Source organism: Streptomyces sp. NPDC037013 (assembly GCF_055607265.1).
Genome location: NZ_JBVJRV010000004.1, coordinates 811,070 through 831,893, shown reverse-complemented (window position 1 = coordinate 831,893; position 20,824 = coordinate 811,070). Strand labels below are relative to the sequence as shown.

Below are 20,824 nucleotides of genomic sequence, written 5' to 3'. Positions count from 1 at the left end.
TTCAGCGGATCGGCATCCCCGACAGGGTCCGCGCGATGACGAGGCGCTGGATCTCGCTCGTCCCTTCGAAGATCGTGTAGATAGCGGCATCGCGGTGCATGCGCTCCACGGGGTACTCGCGCGTGAAGCCGTTGCCGCCGAGGATCTGCACCGCCTGCGCGGTGACCTTCTTGGCGACCTCGCTCGCGTACAGCTTCGACATCGAGCCCTCGGCCGACTCGAACTTCTTCCCGGTGCTCGCCATCCACGAGGCGCGCCACACCAGGAGCCTGGCGGCGTCGATCTGGGTGCGCATGTCGGCGAGCTGGAAGGCGACGCCCTGGTTGTCGATGATCGGGCGGCCGAACTGCGTACGCGTCTTGGCGTACTCCAGGGCCTCCTCGTACGCGGCGCGGGCCGTGCCCACGGCCATGGCGCCGACCGCCGGGCGGGAGGCCTCGAAGGTGGCCATCGCCGCGTTCTTCACGCGCTCGCCGCCCGTCTCGGCGCGCTCCCGCGCGCGGGCGAGGCGCTCGTCGAGCTTCTCCTTGCCGCCGAGCAGACAGTGGCCGGGCACGCGCACGTCCTCCAGGACGACCTCGGCGGTGTGCGAGGCGCGGATGCCGTGCTTCTTGAACTTCTGCCCCTGGGAGAGGCCGGGGGTGTTCGGCGGGACGATGAAGGAGGCGTGCCCCTTGGAGCCGAGCTCGGGGTCGACGACCGCGACCACCACGTGGACGTTGGCGATGCCGCCGTTGGTCGCCCACGTCTTGGTGCCGTTCAGGACCCACTCGTCCTTGGCCTCGTCGTAGACGGCTCGGGTCCGCATCGCCGCGACGTCGGAGCCCGCGTCCGGCTCGGAGGAGCAGAAGGCGGCGACCTTGACGTCGTTCACGTCGCCGTACATCTGCGGGATCCAGGTGCCGATCTGCTCCTCGGTGCCGTTGGCGAGCACGCCCACGGCGGCCAGTCCGGTGCCCATGATGGACAGACCGATGCCCGCGTCGCCCCAGAAGATCTCCTCGGTCGCCATCGGGATGCCGAGGCCCGAGGGGTCGAAGAACTGCTGGGCATAGAAATCGAGCGAGTAGATCCCTATCTTCGCGGCTTCCTGGATGATGGGCCACGGGGTCTCTTCGCGCTCGTCCCACTCGGCGGCCGCGGGGCGGATCACGTCGGCGGCGAACCCGTGGAGCCAGTCCCGGACCTCCTTCTGTTCGTCGTTGAGCTCCATGGTGAACTCGGCCATGACCCCTCCAGGACCTGCGATCAACTGCGAAGTTACTTGCGGTAACCGCAGTGTGTTACCGGCCAGTAGTCCATGTCAACTCCCGGCAGCCCGTTCGATGGGCACCCGCCGGCGGGTGTTACGTTGCGCGTGCGTCACCGATTCAGCACGGGCGGGGAGAAACGATGGAGACCACGCAGCGGACCGATCAGCAGCGGTCCGCGGAGCAGCGCCGGCGAGAGCTGCTCGAGGCCGCGGACCGGGTCGTCCTCCGCGACGGCCCCGGCGCCTCGATGAACGCCATCGCCGCCGAGGCGGGCATCACCAAGCCGATCCTCTACCGCCACTTCGGGGACAAGGGCGGCCTCTACGCCGCGCTCGCCAAGCGGCACACCGACGCCCTCCTGGAGGCCCTGCGCGCCGCGCTCGACGCCCCGGCCGAGCGCAGGGAGCGCGTGGAGGCCACGCTCGACACCTACCTCGCGGCGATCGAGGCACGCCCCCAGGTCTACCGCTTCCTGATGCATCCGTCGGAGGCCCCCTCCCCCGGCGAGCAGGGCTTCGACGTCGGCCTGCACTCCGCTCCCCTGCTGCGCCGGCTCGGCGAGGAGCTCGCCGAGGTCATCGAGGAACGCGTCGACCTCGGCCCGGAGAGCGCCGAGCTCGCCCGGGTGTGGGGGCACGGCATCGTCGGCATGATGCACGCGGCCGGCGACTGGTGGCTCGGCGAACGGCCGTGCCCGCGCGCCCAGTTGGTGCGCAGCCTCGCCGACCTGCTCTGGGGGCGGCTCGCCGCGGCGGGCAACCGCGTCGGCGGTCCCGGGTTCTGACCTCACACGTTCCAGGAGGCCCTGGCGGCGGCCCGCAGCACCCTGCGGCGCCGCCAGCCCGTGACGTGGTCGGTGTAGACACCGCCGTCCAAGTGGTCGCACTCATGCTGGAGACAGCGCGCGAACCAGCCCGTCCCGTGCACCCGCACGGGCTCGCCCCGCACGTCGACGCCCTCGACCACGGCATGGTCGAAACGCGGCGTGCCCGCCTCCAGGCCCGGCAGCGAGAGACAGCCCTCCGGGCCGCGCACCGTCACCCCGTCCGCCTCCACCAGCCGCGGATTGACCACGTGTCCGAGGTGGCGGACGTCCTCGTCGTCGGGGCAGTCGTACACGAACACCCTCCGGCTCACGCCGATCTGGTTCGCGGCGAGCCCCACGCCCCGCGCGGCGTACATCGTGGCGAACATGTCCTCGATGAGCCGCGCCAGTTCGGGGCCGAAGTCGGTGACGTCCGCGCACGCCGCGTGCAGCACGGGGTCGCCGAGCAGGGTCAGAGGTCGTACGCGCCCCGAGGCGCCCGGGATCGTGCCGTGTCGCATGGCGGCAAGAGTACGGTCCAGGGGACGGAGCGGCACCGGACAGGTGCCGAGGTGGTGCCGTGATTCGGGCTTGCCAGTGGATCTCGATAGGCTGAGCAGCGAAACGATGCCGGGGGCAGGCGCGGCGCCGTACGCAAGGAGGATCTCGACAGATGTCAGGCAACACGGACCCGCTGTCGCCGCGGGCCAAGCTGGCCGTGACGGCGGGCAAGGCGGCCGCGGCGGTGTCGCGAGCTGCGGGCCGCGGCAGCGGATCGGTGATCGGCGGCAAGGTCGCCCTCAGGCTCGACCCCGAACTGCTCGGACGGCTCGCCACACACCTGGACGTCGTCCTCGTGTCGGCCACCAACGGCAAGACGACCACCACGCGTCTGATCGCCGAGGCGCTGCGGGCCAGCGGCCCGGTCGTCTCGAACGCGCTCGGCGCCAACATGCCGGCCGGAATCACCTCGGCGCTCGCCGGCGGCTCCGACGCCAGGTACGGCGTGATCGAGGTCGACGAGAAGTACCTCGCGGGCGTCGCCCGTGACGTCGACCCGAAGGCGATCGCGCTGCTGAACCTCTCGCGCGACCAGCTGGACCGCGCCGCCGAGACCCGCATGCTCGCCGAGAAGTGGCGCGAGGGGCTTGCCGGCTCCAAGGCCGTGGTCGTCGCCAACGCCGACGACCCGCTGGTCGTCTGGGCGGCCTCCTCGTCGCCGAACGTGGTGTGGGTGGCCGCGGGCCAGGAGTGGAAGGACGACGCCTGGTCGTGCCCCTCCTGCGGCGGTGTCATGCAGCGCCCCGGGGACGACTGGTTCTGCGGCGAGTGCGGTTTCCGCCGCCCGGCGCCCAGCTGGGTGCTCTCCGGCGACCACGTCCTCGACCCGCACGGCTCGGCCTGGCCGATCCACCTCCAGCTGCCCGGCCGCGCCAACAAGGCCAACGCCGCGTCCTCCGCGGCCGTCGCCGCCGTCTTCGGAGTGCCCCCGCAGGTCGCCCTGGAGCGCATGTACCAGGTGCAGGCGGTCGCCGGACGCTACGACGTCGTGCAGTTCCAGGGCCGCGATCTGCGCCTGCTGCTCGCCAAGAACCCCGCGGGCTGGCTCGAAACGTTTTCGCTGATCGACCCGCCGCCCACCCCGGTGATCCTCTCGGTCAACGCCCGCGGCGCCGACGGCACCGACACCTCCTGGCTCTGGGACGTCGACTACACCCGCCTCGCCGGTCACCCGATCTTCGTGCTCGGCGACCGCAAGCTGGACCTCGCCGTCCGCCTGGAGGTCGCCAACCTCGACTTCCGGGTCTGCGACAGCCTCGACGAGGCGGTGCAGCTCGCCCCGCCCGGACGCATCGAGACCATCGCGAACTACACCGCGTTCCAGGACCTGCGCCGCCGCGTCGGCAACTGACCCCCACCGGCCCCGTCAAGACCTTCGTAGGGACGAATGAGCATGAGCGACAACAGCCTGCGGCTGGTGTGGGTCTACCCCGACCTGCTGAGCACGTACGGAGACCAGGGGAACGCCCTGGTCGTGGAGCGCCGCGCCCACCAGCGCGGCCTCCAGGTCGAGCGCTACGACGTGCGCAGCGACCAGCCGGTGCCCACCTCCGGCGACATCTACCTGATCGGCGGCGGCGAGGACCGTCCGCAGCGCCTGGCGGCCGAGCGGCTGCGCCGCGACGGCGGCCTCCAGCGGGCCGTGGGCAACGGCGCGATCGTCTTCTCGGTCTGCGCCGGTTACCAGATCCTCGGCCAGGAGTTCATCAACGACCTCGGGCAGCGCGAGCCGGGCCTCGGCCTGCTCGACGTGGTCTCCACCCGCGGCGAGGGCGACCGGTGCGTCGGCGACGTGCTCGGCGACATCGACCCGCAGCTGGGCCTGCCCCCGCTGACCGGCTTCGAGAACCACCAGGGCATCACGCACCTCGGCCCGTCCGCGCGCCCGCTGGCCCGCGTCACCCTGGGCCGGGGCAACGGCACGGGCGACGGCACCGAGGGCGCGTACAACGGCACCGTCTTCGGTACGTACATGCACGGTCCCGTGCTCGCCCGCAACCCGCTCATCGCGGACCTGCTCCTGAAGCTGGCCCTCGACGTGAACGCGCTGCCGCCCACCGACGACCGCTGGTACGAGGCGCTGCGCAACGAGCGCATCACGGCCGCCCAGCAGCCCGCCTAGGACCTCGGAACAGAGCCCGCCTGACGCCCCGCCCGCACATGTGAGCGGGGCCGTCCAGCCTTCGGACGCCCGATGCGGCCCCGCCCCCCGGCGCCTATAGGGTGGCGGGGATCCAGCCGGACGACGTGGTCCGGTCATCGACCCACGTTGCAAAGGTATTCCGGGCCATGCGCATTGGTGTCCTGACCTCCGGCGGCGACTGCCCCGGTCTGAACGCCGTCATCCGTTCCGTCGTGCACCGCGCGGTGGCGGACCACGGCGACGAGGTCATCGGCTTCCACGACGGCTGGAAAGGCCTCCTGGAGTGCGACTACCGCAAGCTGGACCTCGACGCGGTGGGCGGCATCCTCGCCCGCGGCGGCACGATCCTCGGCTCCTCACGGGTACAGCCCGCCCATCTGCGGGACGGTGTGGAGCGCGCCAAGGGGCACGTCGCCGAGCTCGGCCTCGACGCGATCATCCCGATCGGCGGTGAGGGTACCCTCAAGGCCGCCCGGCTCCTGTCCGACGCGGGCCTGCCGATCGTCGGAGTGCCCAAGACCATCGACAACGACATCGCGGTCACCGACGTCACCTTCGGCTTCGACACGGCCGTCGGTGTCGCCACCGAGGCCCTGGACCGCCTGAAGACCACCGCCGAATCGCATCAGCGCGTCCTCATCGTCGAGGTCATGGGCCGGCACACCGGCTGGATCGCCCTCCACTCGGGCATGGCCGCCGGCGCGCACGCCATCGTCGTGCCCGAGCGCCCCTTCGACATCGACGAGCTGGCCCGCAGGGTCGGGGAACGCTTCTCCGCGGGCAAGAAGTTCGCGATCGTCGTGGCCGCCGAGGGCGCCAAGCCCCGCGCCGGCTCCATGGAGTTCGACGAGGGCGGCAAGGACGTCTACGGCCACGAGCGGTTCGCCGGCATCGCCCGGCAGCTCTCCCTCGAACTGGAGCAGCGCCTCGGCAAGGAGGCCCGTCCGGTCATACTCGGCCACGTCCAGCGCGGCGGCACCCCCACCGCGTACGACCGCGTGCTCGCGACCCGCTTCGGCTGGCACGCCGTGGAGGCCGTGCACCGCGGCGAGTTCGGCCGGATGACGGCGCTGCGCGGCACCGACATCACGATGGTGCCGCTGGCCGAGGCCGTCGAGACGCTGAAGACCGTGCCCGACGAGCGGTACGCCGAGGCGGAGTGCGTGCTCTGAGGCGACCCGCCTCCGCCAGGTCATCGCCTGTTGAACTAACTGCCCCCGGTCGTGTCTGCGGCCGGGGGCAGTTCTACTCTGGTGCGGACACACGTCGCACAATCCGCACGAATCAGGAGCCACTGGATGGATCACAGCGGGCACGGCATGAACATGGATCTGCCGCCGTTCACGCTGGGGCGAGGCCTGGAACCCTCCGCCGACCCCTTCTTCCTCATCGGCTGCCTGGTGGCCCTCGCCCTCTACGGGTGGGGTGTGGCACGGCTCGTGCGGCGCGGTGACAAGTGGCCGGTGGGCCGCACCATCGCGTTCGTGATCGGCGTCCTCACGGTGCTGCTCGTGATGTGCACCAAGCTCAACGACTACGGCATGGTCATGTTCAGCGTGCACATGTCACAGCACATGGTGATCAGCATGCTGTCGCCGATCCTGCTGCTGCTCGGCGCCCCGATCACGCTGGCGCTGCGGGCGCTGCCGGTGGCGGCGCGCGGCAGCAAGGGCCCCCGCGAGTGGCTGCTGTGGCTGCTGCACAGCCGCTACGTCAAGATCATCACGCATCCGGCGTTCACCATCCCGCTGTTCATCGCGAGCCTGTACGCGCTCTATTTCACGCCGCTCTTCGACACGCTGATGGGCTCCAAGGCGGGCCACATCGCGATGATGGTGCACTTCCTCGCCGTCGGCCTGGTCTTCTTCTGGCCGATCATGGGCGTCGACCCGGGGCCGCACCGCCCCGGCTACGTGATGCGGATGCTGGAGCTCTTCGCGGGCATGCCGTTCCACGCGTTCTTCGGCATCGCGCTGATGATGGCCACCCAGCCGATGATCGGCACCTACATGCACCCGCCCGCCTCGCTGGGCATCGACGCGCTCGCCGACCAGGAGGCCGCGGGCGGCATCGCCTGGGCCTTCAGCGAGATCCCGTCCGTGGTGGTCCTGGTGGCCCTGCTGTTCCAGTGGCGGCGTTCCGAGGACCGTGAGGCGCGGCGCAAGGACCGCGCCGCCGACCGCGACGGCGACAAGGAGCTCGAGGCGTACAACGCCTATCTGGCCTCACTGGCCGCTCGCGGCCGCTAGCGCCGAAGGGTCTTCCCGGGTGACGATGGCCTTCGGACCGCGGTCGCGGCGCGCCGGCGCCGGAGGCTGCCGGGAGGAGGCTGAGCGATGCCCAGTTCCACGCAGACCATGGGTGGGTTCACCATCGGAGGCCTGGTCATGGTGACCGCCTACACCGTGGCGCTCGGAAGCAATGGCTGGTTGTGGTTCGGCTGGGTGGTGCTCGGCCTGCTCACCCTGGCCATGGTGCTGTCCCGCGGCACCCCCTGAGGGACGCGCGGAGAACCGTTCCGCCAGGCGCGCGGGGTGCCGGGGCGTCCTGATCCGGGTCAGAAGCCGATCCGGGTCAGAAGCGGAAGACGTGACCGGTGTCGGCGTCGAGGGTGCAGAGGTTCGGGTACGTCTTGTGCCAGCCGACCGCCCGGCCCCGGTACGTGCCGGTGGCGGTCGCGGTGACCGGCTCGAACTCCTTCGTGCACGCCTGCGGGGCCTTCGGGAGCGCGTCGAAGTCCCCGTCGGCCCGGGCCACCGCCGCGCACGCCTGCGCCGCCCGCGGGTGGTGCCCCGAGGGGGCGGGCTCACAGTGCAGCAGCACGCCGCGGATCCAGGTGTTCTCGGCGCCCGAGACGGTGAGGAAGAGCCCGCGCCGCGGGGCGGGAGCCTCGTCCGCGGCGTGGGCGGGGAGCGTCGCGCCCAGGACGATCAGGGCGGCGGCCGCGAGAGGGAACGGGCGCATGGGGACCTCCGGGAGCCGACGTCGGAAGGCGACACGGCGGTGACGTTCGGTGGCGTCGGGGACGCACGGGAAGAGCCCAGGGCACCCCTCGCCCGCCTCGCGCGTCGAGCCGCCGCGCCGGCCGGTCCCCCGCACGGCCGCATGCAAGGGCCCGAACGGGCTCTCGCGTCAGCGCTGTCGATTGGCTACTGTGCGTCGGCACCGGGACCAGGGGGAAGGCTGCAGCCATGTTCTACCTACTGCTCAAGCATGTGATCCTCGGCCCTCTGCTGCGGCTGATGTTCCGGCCCAGGATCGAGGGGTTGGAACATGTGCCCGATCACGGCGCGGCGATCGTCGCGGGCAACCACCTGTCGTTCTCCGACCACTTCCTGATGCCGGCGATCATCAAGCGCCGCATCACCTTCCTCGCGAAGGCGGAGTACTTCACGGGGCCCGGCATCAAGGGACGGCTGACGGCGGCCTTCTTCCGCAGCGCCGGCCAGATCCCGGTGGACCGGTCGGGCAAAGAGGCGGGCCAGGCGGCGATCCGCGAGGGCCTCGGCGTACTCCGCAAGGGCCAGCTGCTCGGCATCTACCCCGAGGGCACGCGCTCGCACGACGGCCGGCTGTACAAGGGGAAGGTCGGGGTCGCGGCGATGGCGCTCAAGGCGCAGGTGCCGGTGGTGCCGTGCGCCATGATCGGCACGTTCGAGGCGCAGCCGCCCGGCCAGAAGGTCCCGAACCTGAAGCGGGTGACGATCCGCTTCGGCGAACCGCTCGACTTCTCCCGCTACGTCGGCATGGACGGCGAGAAGGCGGTGCTCCGCGCGGTCACCGACGAGATCATGTACGCGATCCTCGGGCTCTCCGGTCAGGAGTACGTCGACAAGTACGCGGCGGTGGTGAAGGCGGAGGAGGCCGAGCGGGCGGCGGCGGGCGTCAGGGAACAGCGGAAGTTCCCGCGGATGCCCCTGAGCTGAGGGCGAAGCACGACCGCCCGCCACCGGCATCTCCCGGTGACGGGCGGTACGCGCTCTCCTGGAGCTGCCTACGGCTTCGGCGTGGCGTGCGGGCCGCACGTGACGTCGGAGGCGTCCAGCTCACCGGTCAACAGGTACGTGTCGACGCGGTCGTTGAGGCACGGGTTGACGATGCCGGTGATGCCGTGCGACCCGGCGTCCTTCTCCGTGATCAGCCGGGAGCCCTTGAGGCGCGCGTGCAGTTCGAGGGCGCCGGGGTAGGGCGTGGCCGCGTCCCGCGTGGACTGGACGAGCAGCGTCCTGGGCAGGCCCTTGTGGGTGGTGATCTCCAGGGGGCGCTGCTGCTTGCTCGACCAGGTCGCGCACGGCAGGTTCATCCAGGCGTTGCCCCAGGTGAAGAAGGGGCTCGTCCGGTGGATGCGGGTGTTGTCGCGGTCCCACTTGCGCCAGCTGCGCGGCCATTTGGCGTCCGCGCACTCGACGGCCGTGTAGACGGCGTTGCCGTTCTCCTGGGCGGCGTTGCCCGCCTTGTCGGCCGGGTCGGGGGCGGCCGCCGCGATGAGGGGCTTCGGGTCCCCGGCGACGTACTTGCTCCAGTTCGTGGCGATCTGGACCCAGTAGGAGTCGTAGTACGGCGCGTTCTGGAAGTACGCGAGCAGCTCGGCCGGGCCGACCACTCCGTCCAGGGGCTGCTTCTTGGCGGTGGCGCGGAGCTTGTCCCACTCGGCGCGGACCTGGGCGTAGGTGGTGCCGAGGTGGAAGGCGGCGTCGTTCCGCGCGACCCACGTCATCCAGTCGACCAGGCGCTTCTCGAAGGCGACGTCCTGGTCGAGGTTGACCTCGTACCAGATCTTGTCCGTCGAGGGGTTCACCACGGAGTCGAAGACCATGCGGCGCACGTGGGTCGGGAAGAGGGTGCTGTAGACGGCGCCGAGGTAGGTGCCGTAGGAGACGCCGAGGAAGTTCAGCTTCTTCTCGCCGAGCGCGGCGCGGATGACGTCCAGGTCACGGGCGGTGTTGAGCGTCGTCATGTGCGGGAGGAGGTGTCCGCTGCGCTCCTGGCAGCCGTCCGCGTACGCGGCGGCGAGCTTGCGCTGGACCCGCTTGTCGGCCTCGCTGTCGGGGACCGGGTCCGGCTTGGGCGCCTTCACGAACTCCTGCGGGTCCATGCAGGACACGGGCGCGGAGTGGCCGACGCCGCGCGGCTCGAAGCCCACGAAGTCGTACGCCGTCGCGGTCTTCTTCCAGACCTCGCTCTTGCTGGTGACGCGGCGCGGGAAACGCAGGCCGGAGGCGCCGGGGCCGCCCGGGTTGTAGACAAGGGCACCCTGGCGCGCCTCCTTGCCGCCGGTGTTGCCGACGCGGTCGACGGCGAGCTTGATCTGCTCGCCGTCGGGCCTGGCGTAGTCGAGCGGCACGGTGACCCATCCGCACTGGATGGGCTTCTCCAGCCCCCAGTCGGCGGGGCAGTCGCTCCAGTCGATGCCGGCCTTCGCGGCGCGCGCGGCGGCGAGAGCGGTGCCGCGGGCCTCGCGATCCTTGCCGGAGCGGGAGGCGGCGCTCTGCGCCTCCGACCGGCCATCGGCGTTGGCCGTCGGTGCCGCGACGGCACCGGCTATCAGCGTCGCCGCGACGAGGGCCCCCGCAGAGCCGAGCACCGCCGTCCGTCTGGTCCCTGGGGTTCTCAAGCGAGGCCTCCCGCACATCGATTCGAGCAGATTCGATCAGTACGGGGATCCTTGCGCCTGCGAGGCGGCCGAGAACAGGTGCGACGAGCCTTCTTTACTAATCCGATAACCGGATTGGTACGACCCGGTGAGCGGTCGGCGCATGCAGATCTGCTTGCGGTAGACGGTCTCCGTTGCCATGGCGGTGGCTCCACTCTGAATCACGGGGCGTCGCCTGACTGGAGTGCCCGACCAAGTGTGAGATCTCTTCGAGCGACATCCTGGAGCCTGAGAGGATCGACACGAACGTCATGCGAGTGTCCCCGTGGCCCACTCATGAAGGTTGATCGCGACGCCGGTCTTGGGCGACAGACTTGGAAGGGCCTCCGGCCCTCCCCTCAGGTACGTCACACAGTTCAACGAGGTGCGCTTCACCTCACGCCATCGCTCGCTTCACGGGCCGGTTGAGGCACCTGGATCATCGCCAACGACCGGGTGCCCGATCATCTTGGACCCGTGCTCCACTCGGTTAGCACGGCCTGGCTTTCCTCGGCCAGAGCATGGCGTCAGACCGTTGGCGAGCTCAGGCAAACTGCCCTACCGACCGCGCATTCAGCGTGCCGGGGGGGGCGATTTCTAGCCATCTTCTCCGCATTTCCTATGCATCCGGCTGCCACCAACTACGGCTAGCTGCTGCTAACTACGCCCAACTAGGAGTCCGTAGTCTGCGCAGATGCGGGATGCGTGAACAACGACTCTGCCTCCAAGAAGAGCTGAACAGGCCGAACGCTGGTGGCCTATAAGTCATGGTGCGAGCAATGGTTCATGGCCCTGCCATTGGGCTGATACCCGTGGCCAGTTGGCCTTACTGGGCGCCACCCCTGGAGCCAGTGCCAGGCACGATATAGCGGAAACGTTGGAGGCCCACCACAAGAACTAACCGCGAAGCTGGACTTGTGATGGGCCATGAACCCGGAGGTTCGCAGTGAGTGTGCCCCCAGTCCCGTGGGACTTGTCAAACCGTGCCCACCGCCGTTGGGTCGTCGTGATCGTTCTCGTGCTGATGACGTGGGCACCGGTTGCTGATGCGGTGAGTGCCTACCTCAACGCGGTGGGCCTTGTCGCGTTGCTCTCAACGGGTTGCGGAACAGCAGCGAAGTACCGCAACCTCATCAAACCGGAACGCTTTCCCGCTGCTCTCTAAGGTCCGTGCTTAGCCGGAACGCCCCTGATGGCCGTTCCGCATAGAGCCACGGATCAGAAGTTGCATCAGGGACAGTCCACGCCTTCGGCTGGGCTGCCCCTGATGGATGCGGGGCGAAGCGGCTCAAGACCGCCCAATGGGTTCCGGCGGGTGCTCATCCCGAGAACTTCCCGACGTTTCAGTGTGGCCTCTTTGCCGTCGGGCCCTCACCGCTGTGTCTCATATGAGGGCAAAAGCGCATGCAGGTTGAAGGTGGCGTGTATGCCCGTTCATTCTTGCCCTCATGAGTCTCGCCTCTGCCGCCTTCGACCTCGCACTCATGGACGACTATGCCCACGACTGGGCCCTCGTCGACGTGGAGACCTCCGGGTTGATACCCCGGCGTGACCGGGTGCTGTCGGTCGCCGTGGTCACCATCGGGCGGGACGGGGAGCAGACCGGCGAGTTCTCCACACTCCTCGATCCGGGGTGCGATCCGGGGCCGGTCGACGTGCACGGGCTAACCGCCGAGCGACTGCGCGGGGCGCCGACCTTCGACCAGGTGGCCGCGCACATCGGCGCGATGCTGGAGAACCGTGTCCTCGTCGCTCACAACGCGCAGTTCGACTACGACTTCCTCGCCTACGAATTCGCCCGGGCCCGCATGTGGCTGCCGGTGTCGCGGCGGCTGTGCACCCTGGCATTGAACCGGCAGGTGGACCCGCCGACGCCCGACATGAAGCTGGGCACGCTGGCCGCCCACTATGGCGTACAGCAGCAGCACGCCCACGACGCGCTCGACGATACCCGGGTGCTCGCCGGGCTCCTGCGGGCATCGCTGCGCGAGGCCGCGCGGCTCGCGCTGCCACTGCCGATGGTGACCTGCCCGCCGCGAGCGGAGTCCAAGTTCACTCCGAAACCACCCAAGACGCCTTGCGCCTACCGCAATCCGGGGCGCCTGGCACCTGGCGGGCCCTTGCAGCAAGGGATGAAAGTCGCCATCACAGGTGACACCTCATGCGCGCGGGCGGAGTTGATCGGCCGCGGTGTCGCCGTCGGGCTCAACATGATGACCTCGGTCAGCCACCACACCAGCGTCCTCGTCACCAACGAGCCCGCGTCCAGGTCGGCGAAGGCACGGCGGGCCGCTGCCGAGGGCGTACCCGTCATCGACGAGGACGCGTTCCTGAAGCTGCTCGGCGATGTACAGGCTGGGGCATCGCATCAGGCATCCGGGACTGCACCCGCAGTTCCGGCTCCTCGTCGGCCGGCGCCCGCGCCGATCGGACCGGCCGACAAGCCGTTGCGCGACCACCGCGTGCTTGTGTTGGGAGGCGAGCACGAAGAGGCGGTCACCGCGCGTACCCGCGTCGTCGAGCTGGGGGGTTCCGCCGCCGTCAATCTCTCCCGGAGCGTCACCGACGTCGTCCTCCTGGCGGGCGGAAACCAGGACCGCCGCATGTCCCGGATCACGGAACTGGGACTGCCCCTGCGTGACGAGCACTGGCTCACCGATCCGGCCGCGGATACCCGCTCGATGTCCCGGACGGAGGTAGCACAGGCCGACGAGGCAGCTACGAACGGCCCGACGCGGCCTCTTCATGTCCTCCCGCGCGGCGGAGTCATTGATCTGCCTTCGCCGCAGTGGCATCTCACCGCCTCCTGGGCACCTCATGAGGACTGCGAGGTCGACATCGTCGCGTTCGTGCTTGACGAGGACGAACAGGTCACCTTTGACGAAGACTTCGTCTTCTACAGCGCCCCGGAGAACCCGGCGGGCACGGTACGGCTCCTTACCGACGGTCCCGCCGAACAGACCATCACCGTCGACCTCGCCACCCTCCCGCCCGCCTCCCACAAGGTGGTCGTAGCGGCCGCCGTCGACGGTACGGCCACCTTCGGTGACATCGGTGCGGTCCAGATCACCACCGCTGCCAGCGGGGACGCCACTCCCCTGGCCCGCGCCACTCTTGACGCCGCCACCAGCGAACAGACCCTACTCCTTGCCGAGTTCTACCGTCGCGGCCCCATCTGGCGCTTTCGCGCCGTCGGTCAGGGCTACGACCATGGGCTCGACACACTCGCCCGCGGATACGGCGTGGATGTCGACGGCTGACCCGAAGCCTTGACCAGCTGAGCGTCAGTCACATCAGTTCTGCAAGGCCACTGCCCCGGCCCGTGGGAGCGGTGAGCGATGGTCTAGATGGAGAAGGTGGTGCCGGGTGTGGCGTGGGTGACGGGGCCGTCGAAGCGGGCCGAGGCGCGTGCCACCGCCTGGTGGGGGGTGAGGGAACGGCCGACGTGGGTGACGATCAGCCGGGCGGCCCCGGCCGCGACCGCGGTGTCGGCGGCGTCCTCTGGGGTGTGGTGGACCCGTTCGCCGTCCATCGGCGCGTGAGCGCTGTCGGCCTCGCAGAGCAGCACGTCACACCCCGCGGCCAGCCGCGTGAGGTTGGCGCACGGTGCCGTGTCCCCGGAGTAGACCAGCGAGCGGTCCCCGGCCTCGACGCGTACGGCGAAGGCCGGGAGGCCGTGGGACACCTCACGGCTGGTCAGCGTGAGCGCGCCGACGCGTGCCCGGTGCCCGTCCGTCAGCTCGTGGACGGCGAAGGCGGACTCGACCGGGCTGCGTACCGGGCCGTTGGTGAGGAAGTGCGCCAGCCGGTCGGCGATGCCGGGAGGCCCATACAGGGGGATGGGCGCGGTCAGCCGGATGTCCGCATAGAGCGCCGCGTAGTAGGCGGTGAGCAGGTCCGCGCTGTGGTCGGCGTGCAGGTGCGAGACCCATATCGCGTCGACCTCGTCGAGCCGCGTGTGGCGTTGCAGTTGCGCCAGCGTCCCGCTGCCCGCGTCCATCCAGATCCGGGTGCCGCCGCCGGACACGAGGTAGCCGGAACACGGGTTGTCCACGCTCGCGTAGGGCGTCGCGGACCCCAGGACGGTGAGACGAAGATCGTTGGCCATGCGGGGAGTCTATGGCGGAGTCCGTGGCGCTCGGTCCGGCGGCCGTGCACCGGTGGACCTCTTCGCCCGCAGCCCCGGCCTGGCGCCCCCCTCGGCACCTACGGCGGCCGTGGGAGCCGTCCGCACGTGAACCGGCCCGCTCCTGAGGAGACTTCGGGGCCGGTCCGTGCGTGCCGGACTCAGCGGGCGGGCGGGTCCAGGCGGGCCAGGGCCTCGTCCAGCGCGTTGCGGACCAGCAGTGCGTCGGGGGCGACGGCGGTGACCAGGACGGCGGGGCCCGCGAGCGGGGTGAGCGCCGCCCACTCGCCGAGCAGGGCGGCCGTCGGCTTCTGCCGCGCCTCCTCGTACTCCGGGTGCACGACGACGAGTTGCCCGATCGCGCGATGCCCCGCGAGGACCGCGGGGCCGTCCCAGCCGCCGGGCGCGCCGGGGCCGCAGGACAGCTCCTGGTCCAGGAGGGGGCGGCCCGCGCGGTGCACGGTGAGGCGGCTGGTGAGGCGGCCGGGTGCCTCTCCGGTGCGGCCGAGGACCTGCTCCTCGCGCAGGACCAGGCGGGCCCCCGCGGCGAGTTCGGCACGCGTGGTGACCCGCAGGTCGCTGCCGCACACGGAGATCAACTGCTCGGGCAGCCAGCGCAGTACGGCACCCTCGGCAACGGTGAGCCGCACGTCGTAACGTGCCGTGGTCTCGGTCTGGCCCGGCAGGGCGATGGTGGCCGCCGCCGAGGAGATGTGCAGCGCCGAGCCCTCGCGGGCGGTCGCCTTGACGGTGAGGTGGTCGCCGCCCAGGGGGCCGCTCATCGCGCCGACCAGCGTGACGTGCGCCGCTGGGCCGGTGGAGCGGGTACGGCGCAGGGCGAGCGGGCCCGCGCCGTCGAGGACGGGCAGACAGGTGCCGCCCCGGCCGTCGGCCCGCGCCTCGACACGGGCGGTGGCGCGGATGCCCGCACCACCGGTGGCAGTGCCGACCGCACCCGGACCGGCCGCCGTCGGTGGGACGTCGGCGGCCTCCGTCGTGGCGCCGCGCAGGGCGAGGTCGGCCGTCACGCCGACGCGGTCCATGCGGCGTACTGCTGACGGACCCACGCGGCGACCGGGCCGACGCCCATGTCCGACCGCAACGACTGGAACACCACGGGGAGTTCGGCACGCTGCGCCTTGGCGTCGGCGGCCATCCGGGCGAGGTCGGAGCCGACGTGCGGCGCGAGGTCGGTCTTGTTGACGACGAGCAGGTCGGCCGTGGAGACGCCGGGGCCGCCCTTGCGGGGGATGTCGTCGCCGCCGGCGACGTCGATGACGAAGATCTGGGCGTCGACGAGCCCCTTGGAGAAGGTGGCCGTGAGGTTGTCGCCGCCGGACTCGACGAGGATCAGGTCGAGCGGCCCGACCTCGTCCTCCAGGTCCTCCACGGCCTCCAGGTTGGCGGAGATGTCGTCGCGGATCGCGGTGTGCGGGCAGGCTCCGGTCTCGACGGCGGTGATGCGCTCGGGCGGCAGGACGGCCTCGCGCAGCAGGAACTCGGCGTCCTCGCGGGTGTAGATGTCGTTGGTGACGACGGCGAGGGAGAGTTCGTCGCGCAGGTCGCGGCAGAGCGCGGCGACGGTCGCGGTCTTGCCGGAGCCGACCGGGCCGCCGAGTCCGATGCGCAGCGCGCGGCGGCTGCCGTCGGGGCGGTGGGCGTCGGCGCTGACGGCGGCGGGGCCGTCGTGGGAGTGGTCGAGGTGCATGGGTACAGCTCCAATCAGGGGGCCGGGGGCGGGGCCCCGGGTGGGTCGCGGATCGCCGCGAGGTGGGGTGGCCGGCCGGAGGCCGGAGGATCGGCAGCGACGGCTCTTACGAGGCGAAGAGCCGCACGGGCCAGGCGGCGTGCGCCTCCGCGCCGATCTCCAGAAGCGGCGCGGAGGCCGCGGGCAGCGCGCCGGGCCCCTCGTCCAGGGCGCGTCTCGCCGCGCCGGCCGCCTGCCGTGCCACGAGGTCGAGGTCCGGGGCGAGCCGGGCAAGGACCGCCGTGGCGTCGAAGGGGTCGAGGCTGAGGAGGCGCACCGTCGCGGTGGCCGGGCCGCTGATCCCTTCGTACGCCGAGCAGTACGCGGCGTCGTCGGGTCCGAGCCCGGCGGCGCGGGCGGCGAGTCCGAGGACGACGGGCTGATGGGCGCCCTTGGGGAACTGCCGGGCCAGTGCGTCGAGTTCGGGGTGCGGCCAGGTGGCTCGGGCGGCCCGCATCATCTGGCGGCCGAGCCGGCGCGCCGCCGTGCGCAGGGCGGGCGAGGGCGTGCGGGCGTCCGCCGCCTCGTCCAGGGCGACGGGGTCGACGCCGAGTGCGGCGGCCGCCGCCAGGGCCGCCGAGACGAGCCCGGAGGTGTGCAGCCGCCCCCGGCAGAAGGCCTCCAGGCTCTGCGCGCCGGTGATGCGGCCGGCCTTGACGGCCGCTTCGGCCCCGCCGGAGTGGGCGTGCCCTCCGGCGGGGAAGCGGCCGTCGGCCAGGACGAGGAGTGCTGCTCGTGACATGAGGATCGTCGCCTGAACGCTTCGGGGCCGTCAGAAGAGGAAGTACCGCTGCGCGAGCGGCAGTTCGGCGGCCGGAGAGGGTTCGACGAGTTCGCCGTCGATGGTGACGGCGAAGCTGTCGGGGGCGACCTCGACCCGCGGCAGCGCGTCGTTCTCGCGCATGTCGGCCTTGCTGCGGCCGCGGGTGGAGCGGATGGCGGCGAACGGCTTGTCCAGGCCGAGGCGTTCCGGGAGGCCGTCGTCGAGCGCCGACTGTGTCACGAAGTTGATCGAGTTGAGCGCGGGTGCCCTGCCGTGCGCCCCGAACATGCGGCGCGGCAGGACCGGCTGCGGTGTCGGGATGGAGGCGTTGGCGTCGCCCATCTGCGCGTACGCGATCTGGCCGCCCTTGAGGACGAGCTGCGGCTTGACGCCGAAGAACGCCGGTTCCCACAGCACCAGGTCGGCGAGTTTGCCCGGCTCGACCGAGCCGAGCTCGTGGTCGATGCCCTGGGCGACGGCCGCGTTGATCGTGTACTTGGCGACATAGCGACGTGCGCGGCGGTTGTCGGCGCGGGTGTCGCCGGGCAGGAAGCCGCGGCGGCGCTTCATCACGTGGGCGGTCTGCCAGGTGCGCATGATGACTTCGCCGATGCGGCCCATGGCCTGGGAGTCCGAGGACATGATCGAGATGGCGCCGAGGTCGTGGAGGATGTCCTCCGCGCCGATCGTGGTGGGCCGGATGCGGGACTCGGCGAAGGCGAGGTCCTCGGGGACCGCCGGGTTGAGGTGGTGACAGACCATCAGCATGTCGAGGTGTTCCTCGACCGTGTTGACGGTGTGCGGCCGGGTCGGGTTGGTGGAGCTCGGCAGCATGTTGGGGAGCGAGACCGCCGTGATCATGTCGGGGGCGTGGCCACCGCCCGCGCCCTCCACGTGGAAGGCGTGCATGGTGCGGCCCGCGACCGCGTCGAAGGTGGCGTCGATGAAGCCCGCCTCGTTCAACGTGTCGGTGTGGACGGCGAGTTGGGCGCCGGTTTCCTCGCATACATTGAGGCAGGCGTCGATGACGGCGGGCGTCGCGCCCCAGTCCTCGTGGATCTTGAAGCTGACGGCTCCGGCGCGCAGCTGGGCGTGCATCGACTCGGCGTTGACGGTGTTGCCCTTGCCGAGGAAGCCGATGTTGACCGGGCTGGATTCGAGCGCCGCGAACATCCGGGCCAGGTGCCAGGCCCCGGGGGTGATGGTGGTCGCCTTGCTGCCCTCGGCGGGACCGGTGCCGCCGCCGAAGAGCGTGGTGACTCCGGAGGCCAGCGCCTCGTCGACGATGGTCGGCGAGATGAAGTGGATGTGGGTGTCGATGCCGCCCGCGGTGAGGATCTTGCCGTTGCCCGCGATGACCTCGGTCTCGGGGCCGATGACGAGGTCGGGGTGGACGCCGTCCATGGTGTCCGGGTTGCCGGACTTGCCGATGCCGGTGATGCGGCCGTCGCGGATGCCGATGTCGGCCTTGACGATCCCCCAGTGGTCGATGACCACCGCACCGGTGATGACGGTGTCCGGGGCACCTTCGGCGCGGGTGGTGCGGGACTGGCCCATCGACTCCCGGATGACCTTGCCGCCGCCGAACACGGCCTCGTCGCCGGAGCGGCCGGGGCCGCCCGACCTGTCCTCCTCGATCTCGACGAGGAGGTCGGTGTCGGCGAGCCGGATCCGGTCACCGGTCGTGGGGCCGAAGAGATCTGCGTACGCGGCGCGGGAGAGTTCAGGCATCGAGGGCACCTCCGGTCTCACCGCGCAGGCCGGGCACGACGCGCTTGCCGGCCAGCGGGACGAGTTCGACGTCGACGGGGATTCCGGGCTCGAAGCGCACGGCGGTTCCGGCGGCGATGTGGAGCCGCTTTCCGTGCGCGGCGCCGCGGTCGAAGTCCAGACCCGGGTTGGCCTCGGCGAAGTGGTAGTGGGAGCCGACCTGGACGGGGCGGTCGGCGGCGTTGAGGACGGTGAGGCGGGTGACCTCGCGGCCCGTGTTGAAGGGGACGGGGTCGTCCGCGAAGAGGATCTCTCCGGGCACCATCCGGTGGCCGGTGCCGTGCGTTGCGGCATGCATGAGGCGCGAACTCCCGTCAGACGATCGGCTCGTGGACAGTGACGAGCTTCGTGCCGTCCGGGAAGGTGGCCTCGACCTGGACGTCGTGGATCATCTCCGGGATGCCCTCCATGACGTCGTCACGGGTGAGGACCTTGCGCCCGGAGGACATGAGCTCGGCGACGGTACGGCCGTCGCGGGCCCCTTCGAGGATGTGCGAGGTGATGAGGGCGATCGCCTCGGGGTGGTTGAGCAGCAGCCCCCGCGCCCTTCGCTTCTCGGCCACGTCCGCGGCCACATGGATGAGCAGTCTCTCCTGCTCGTGCGGGGTCAGTTGCACGCGTCCCACCTCAAAGTTCTCACTCCGAACCGTGCGGGTCCGGCTGCCGCGGCCACCGCGACGGATATAGATGTAACACACAGCGAAGGCGCGCGATCTTGCACACCTCGCATAGAAAAACCGCTGGTGGCATGGGAGGGGAAGGTAGTTGAGAGGAGTTTCAACGAGGTTAACCAGCCATTGACCGAGTCATGACCGTCAGCTGGGCTGCGCCATACCCGTCGATGCGACTGGCCCTCGTCGGACCCATGGCACGCAAAATGTGGGCCACGTGAACGTGCATCACGTGAACCCCGTTCGGAGACGCCACAGGCCCGTGGCGGCCGCTCCCTTACGTCGCGTCGGACCCCCGGCGCTCGGCCGCTATGCCGAACCGGTGCCGCTCGGACGGAGCGGGGGACGCGGGGCCGATCGAGGTGACGGTGGTGACCGTCCGCTCCTCCGGGGCGTCCGCGAGCCCCTCGAGGCGTTCCAGGTCCTCGGCGGAGACGAGCGCCACGAGCGGCTTGCCGTGCCGGGTGACGACCACGCGCTCGCCGCCGTAGACGACGCGGTTGATCAGCTCGGCCAGCTCTGCGCGGGCTTGCGTCACCGGAATCTCGTAGGCCATGCCCCCAGCTTAGACGCCGCCCTTGAGGGGCCGCCGGGATGTGCGCCGGGACCCGCAACCACGCCGGTGAGCCTGAGCCCCCTTCCACGCTGACGTACGTCCTGTACATTTTGTACAGAGCCCGGTCGTGCCGCGACCGGAGGAAGAGAGGCGTGCCATGAACCGTCCGTCCGCCCGCTACGTCCTGCCGGAGTTCACCGAACGCACCAGTTCGGGGGCGCGGACCATGGATCCGTACTCCAAGCTCCTTGAGGAGCGCATCGTCTTCCTGGGCACTCCCGTCGACGCCACGTCGGCGAACGACGTGATGGCGCAGTTCATGTACCTGGAACACCAGGCGCCGGACCGCGACATCTCGCTGTACATCAACTCCCCCGGCGGCTCGTTCAGCGCGATGACCGCGATCTACGACACGATGCGGTTCGTCACCTGCGACGTGGAGACGACGTGCCTGGGGCAGGCCGCCTCGACCGCCGCCGTCCTGCTCGCGGCCGGGACGCCCGGCAAGAGGTTCGTGCTGCCGGGCGCCCGCGTGCTGATCCATCAGCCCTCGATCACCGAGCCCATCCAGGGGCAGGCGACCGACCTGGCGATCCACGCCGACGAACTCCTGCGCACGCGCGCCCTGTTGGAGGAGATGCTCGTACGGCACACGGGACAGACTCCTGAACGGATCGCCGCGGACATCGAGCGGGACAAGATCCTCGACGCCCGAGCGGCCCTGGAGTACGGGCTCGTGGACGGCATCATCCCGAGCCGCAAGAGTTCGCTCGCCGCACGCAACCCGGGGTGACCGT

The 20,824-nt window shown here is 70.7% G+C and carries 21 protein-coding genes; 9 read left to right on the top strand and 12 right to left on the bottom strand.

What is annotated here, in order from left to right; translation table 11 throughout:
- Nucleotide 1 precedes the first annotated feature (1 nt).
- Nucleotides 2-1,228 carry an acyl-CoA dehydrogenase family protein gene (locus ACZ7DY_RS18290; RefSeq protein WP_471136375.1) on the bottom strand — a complete coding sequence of 409 codons (1,227 nt, stop codon included), beginning with the start codon at nucleotides 1,226-1,228 and terminating at the stop codon, nucleotides 2-4.
- A 164-nt stretch (nucleotides 1,229-1,392) separates the two neighbouring features.
- Between ACZ7DY_RS18290 and ACZ7DY_RS18285 the strand changes: the two genes are divergently transcribed.
- Entirely contained in the window at nucleotides 1,393-2,037 is a 645-nt protein-coding gene (locus tag ACZ7DY_RS18285; protein ID WP_471136373.1) for a TetR/AcrR family transcriptional regulator, read from the top strand.
- Nucleotides 2,038-2,039: 2 nt separating this feature from the next.
- Here ACZ7DY_RS18285 and def read toward each other — a convergent pair whose 3' ends face one another.
- Nucleotides 2,040-2,579 (bottom strand): peptide deformylase, encoded by a 540-nt coding sequence (def, locus tag ACZ7DY_RS18280; RefSeq protein ID WP_471136372.1) that lies wholly within the window; start codon nucleotides 2,577-2,579, stop codon nucleotides 2,040-2,042.
- 152 nt (nucleotides 2,580-2,731) lie between these two features.
- Here def and ACZ7DY_RS18275 point away from each other — a divergent pair, with 152 nt between their 5' ends.
- From ACZ7DY_RS18275 to ACZ7DY_RS18255, 5 genes are all read left to right on the top strand, one after another.
- The gene (locus ACZ7DY_RS18275) at nucleotides 2,732-3,970 is read left to right on the top strand and encodes a DUF1727 domain-containing protein (RefSeq protein ID WP_471136370.1); all 1,239 of its coding nucleotides are present in this window, start codon (nucleotides 2,732-2,734) and stop codon (nucleotides 3,968-3,970) included.
- A 42-nt stretch (nucleotides 3,971-4,012) separates the two neighbouring features.
- Entirely contained in the window at nucleotides 4,013-4,741 is a 729-nt protein-coding gene (locus ACZ7DY_RS18270) for a type 1 glutamine amidotransferase (RefSeq protein ID WP_471136368.1), read from the top strand.
- A gap of 167 nt (nucleotides 4,742-4,908) precedes the next feature.
- A complete protein-coding gene (locus ACZ7DY_RS18265; RefSeq protein WP_471136365.1) occupies nucleotides 4,909-5,934 on the top strand; it encodes a 6-phosphofructokinase in 1,026 nt (341 codons plus the stop codon).
- 126 nt (nucleotides 5,935-6,060) lie between these two features.
- The gene (locus ACZ7DY_RS18260) at nucleotides 6,061-7,011 is read left to right on the top strand and encodes a cytochrome c oxidase assembly protein (RefSeq protein ID WP_471136363.1); all 951 of its coding nucleotides are present in this window, start codon (nucleotides 6,061-6,063) and stop codon (nucleotides 7,009-7,011) included.
- An 87-nt stretch (nucleotides 7,012-7,098) separates the two neighbouring features.
- Entirely contained in the window at nucleotides 7,099-7,260 is a 162-nt protein-coding gene (locus ACZ7DY_RS18255; RefSeq protein ID WP_471136360.1) for a hypothetical protein, read from the top strand.
- Between the two features lie 76 nt (nucleotides 7,261-7,336).
- Here ACZ7DY_RS18255 and ACZ7DY_RS18250 read toward each other — a convergent pair whose 3' ends face one another.
- Nucleotides 7,337-7,726: an SSI family serine proteinase inhibitor gene (locus ACZ7DY_RS18250; RefSeq protein WP_471136357.1), complete on the bottom strand. Its 390-nt coding sequence runs from the start codon at nucleotides 7,724-7,726 to the stop codon at nucleotides 7,337-7,339.
- A 227-nt stretch (nucleotides 7,727-7,953) separates the two neighbouring features.
- Here ACZ7DY_RS18250 and ACZ7DY_RS18245 point away from each other — a divergent pair, with 227 nt between their 5' ends.
- Complete coding sequence (locus ACZ7DY_RS18245) at nucleotides 7,954-8,688, top strand: lysophospholipid acyltransferase family protein (RefSeq protein WP_471136354.1); 735 nt, start codon at nucleotides 7,954-7,956, stop codon at nucleotides 8,686-8,688.
- A 68-nt stretch (nucleotides 8,689-8,756) separates the two neighbouring features.
- Here ACZ7DY_RS18245 and ACZ7DY_RS18240 read toward each other — a convergent pair whose 3' ends face one another.
- Entirely contained in the window at nucleotides 8,757-10,376 is a 1,620-nt protein-coding gene (locus tag ACZ7DY_RS18240; RefSeq protein ID WP_471136351.1) for an alpha/beta hydrolase, read from the bottom strand.
- Nucleotides 10,377-11,842: 1,466 nt separating this feature from the next.
- On the opposite strand from ACZ7DY_RS18240, the gene ACZ7DY_RS18235 reads away from it, so the two are divergent.
- Nucleotides 11,843-13,654: a TerD family protein gene (locus ACZ7DY_RS18235; RefSeq protein WP_471136348.1), complete on the top strand. Its 1,812-nt coding sequence runs from the start codon at nucleotides 11,843-11,845 to the stop codon at nucleotides 13,652-13,654.
- A gap of 83 nt (nucleotides 13,655-13,737) precedes the next feature.
- On the opposite strand, the gene ACZ7DY_RS18230 is transcribed toward ACZ7DY_RS18235, so the two are convergent.
- The 8 genes from ACZ7DY_RS18230 to ACZ7DY_RS18195 form a co-directional block, all read right to left on the bottom strand.
- On the bottom strand, nucleotides 13,738-14,502 hold the full coding sequence (locus tag ACZ7DY_RS18230; protein ID WP_471136345.1) for an MBL fold metallo-hydrolase: 765 nt from the start codon (nucleotides 14,500-14,502) through the stop codon (nucleotides 13,738-13,740).
- 179 nt (nucleotides 14,503-14,681) lie between these two features.
- Entirely contained in the window at nucleotides 14,682-15,563 is an 882-nt protein-coding gene (locus tag ACZ7DY_RS18225; protein WP_471136343.1) for an urease accessory protein UreD, read from the bottom strand.
- On the bottom strand, nucleotides 15,545-16,228 hold the full coding sequence (gene ureG, locus ACZ7DY_RS18220) for an urease accessory protein UreG (protein ID WP_471136340.1): 684 nt from the start codon (nucleotides 16,226-16,228) through the stop codon (nucleotides 15,545-15,547). The genes ACZ7DY_RS18225 and ureG overlap by 19 nt, the downstream gene beginning before the upstream one ends.
- A 106-nt stretch (nucleotides 16,229-16,334) precedes the next feature.
- Entirely contained in the window at nucleotides 16,335-17,009 is a 675-nt protein-coding gene (locus tag ACZ7DY_RS18215; protein WP_471136337.1) for an urease accessory protein UreF, read from the bottom strand.
- 30 nt (nucleotides 17,010-17,039) lie between these two features.
- Nucleotides 17,040-18,761, bottom strand: coding sequence for an urease subunit alpha (locus tag ACZ7DY_RS18210; RefSeq protein WP_471136334.1), 1,722 nt, complete (start codon nucleotides 18,759-18,761; stop codon nucleotides 17,040-17,042).
- Nucleotides 18,754-19,065, bottom strand: a complete 312-nt coding sequence (locus ACZ7DY_RS18205) for an urease subunit beta (RefSeq protein ID WP_471136706.1) — start codon at nucleotides 19,063-19,065, stop codon at nucleotides 18,754-18,756. The genes ACZ7DY_RS18210 and ACZ7DY_RS18205 overlap by 8 nt, the downstream gene beginning before the upstream one ends.
- 49 nt (nucleotides 19,066-19,114) lie before the next feature.
- Entirely contained in the window at nucleotides 19,115-19,417 is a 303-nt protein-coding gene (locus tag ACZ7DY_RS18200) for an urease subunit gamma (protein WP_471136331.1), read from the bottom strand.
- A 331-nt stretch (nucleotides 19,418-19,748) separates the two neighbouring features.
- Nucleotides 19,749-20,027, bottom strand: coding sequence for a type II toxin-antitoxin system Phd/YefM family antitoxin (locus ACZ7DY_RS18195; protein ID WP_471136328.1), 279 nt, complete (start codon nucleotides 20,025-20,027; stop codon nucleotides 19,749-19,751).
- A gap of 157 nt (nucleotides 20,028-20,184) precedes the next feature.
- Here ACZ7DY_RS18195 and ACZ7DY_RS18190 point away from each other — a divergent pair, with 157 nt between their 5' ends.
- Nucleotides 20,185-20,820, top strand: a complete 636-nt coding sequence (locus tag ACZ7DY_RS18190) for an ATP-dependent Clp protease proteolytic subunit (RefSeq protein WP_471136325.1) — start codon at nucleotides 20,185-20,187, stop codon at nucleotides 20,818-20,820.
- Nucleotides 20,821-20,824 lie beyond the last annotated feature (4 nt).

What these genes read in the sequence shown, in the direction of transcription:
- ACZ7DY_RS18215 (WP_471136337.1), bottom strand. Translation starts at nt 17,009, where the DNA reads ATGTCACGAGCAGCACTCCTCGTCCTGGCCGACGGCCGCTTCCCCGCC.
- ACZ7DY_RS18205 (WP_471136706.1), bottom strand. Translation starts at nt 19,065, where the DNA reads ATGGTGCCCGGAGAGATCCTCTTCGCGGACGACCCCGTCCCCTTCAAC.
- ureG (WP_471136340.1), bottom strand. Translation starts at nt 16,228, where the DNA reads ATGCACCTCGACCACTCCCACGACGGCCCCGCCGCCGTCAGCGCCGAC.
- ACZ7DY_RS18230 (WP_471136345.1), bottom strand. Translation starts at nt 14,502, where the DNA reads ATGGCCAACGATCTTCGTCTCACCGTCCTGGGGTCCGCGACGCCCTAC.
- ACZ7DY_RS18275 (WP_471136370.1), top strand. Translation starts at nt 2,732, where the DNA reads ATGTCAGGCAACACGGACCCGCTGTCGCCGCGGGCCAAGCTGGCCGTG.
- ACZ7DY_RS18255 (WP_471136360.1), top strand. Translation starts at nt 7,099, where the DNA reads ATGCCCAGTTCCACGCAGACCATGGGTGGGTTCACCATCGGAGGCCTG.
- def (WP_471136372.1), bottom strand. Translation starts at nt 2,579, where the DNA reads ATGCGACACGGCACGATCCCGGGCGCCTCGGGGCGCGTACGACCTCTG.
- ACZ7DY_RS18250 (WP_471136357.1), bottom strand. Translation starts at nt 7,726, where the DNA reads ATGCGCCCGTTCCCTCTCGCGGCCGCCGCCCTGATCGTCCTGGGCGCG.
- ACZ7DY_RS18265 (WP_471136365.1), top strand. Translation starts at nt 4,909, where the DNA reads ATGCGCATTGGTGTCCTGACCTCCGGCGGCGACTGCCCCGGTCTGAAC.
- ACZ7DY_RS18195 (WP_471136328.1), bottom strand. Translation starts at nt 20,027, where the DNA reads ATGGCCTACGAGATTCCGGTGACGCAAGCCCGCGCAGAGCTGGCCGAG.
- ACZ7DY_RS18290 (WP_471136375.1), bottom strand. Translation starts at nt 1,228, where the DNA reads ATGGCCGAGTTCACCATGGAGCTCAACGACGAACAGAAGGAGGTCCGG.
- ACZ7DY_RS18270 (WP_471136368.1), top strand. Translation starts at nt 4,013, where the DNA reads ATGAGCGACAACAGCCTGCGGCTGGTGTGGGTCTACCCCGACCTGCTG.
- ACZ7DY_RS18260 (WP_471136363.1), top strand. Translation starts at nt 6,061, where the DNA reads ATGGATCACAGCGGGCACGGCATGAACATGGATCTGCCGCCGTTCACG.
- ACZ7DY_RS18245 (WP_471136354.1), top strand. Translation starts at nt 7,954, where the DNA reads ATGTTCTACCTACTGCTCAAGCATGTGATCCTCGGCCCTCTGCTGCGG.
- ACZ7DY_RS18235 (WP_471136348.1), top strand. Translation starts at nt 11,843, where the DNA reads ATGAGTCTCGCCTCTGCCGCCTTCGACCTCGCACTCATGGACGACTAT.
- ACZ7DY_RS18225 (WP_471136343.1), bottom strand. Translation starts at nt 15,563, where the DNA reads ATGGACCGCGTCGGCGTGACGGCCGACCTCGCCCTGCGCGGCGCCACG.
- ACZ7DY_RS18190 (WP_471136325.1), top strand. Translation starts at nt 20,185, where the DNA reads ATGAACCGTCCGTCCGCCCGCTACGTCCTGCCGGAGTTCACCGAACGC.
- ACZ7DY_RS18210 (WP_471136334.1), bottom strand. Translation starts at nt 18,761, where the DNA reads ATGCCTGAACTCTCCCGCGCCGCGTACGCAGATCTCTTCGGCCCCACG.
- ACZ7DY_RS18285 (WP_471136373.1), top strand. Translation starts at nt 1,393, where the DNA reads ATGGAGACCACGCAGCGGACCGATCAGCAGCGGTCCGCGGAGCAGCGC.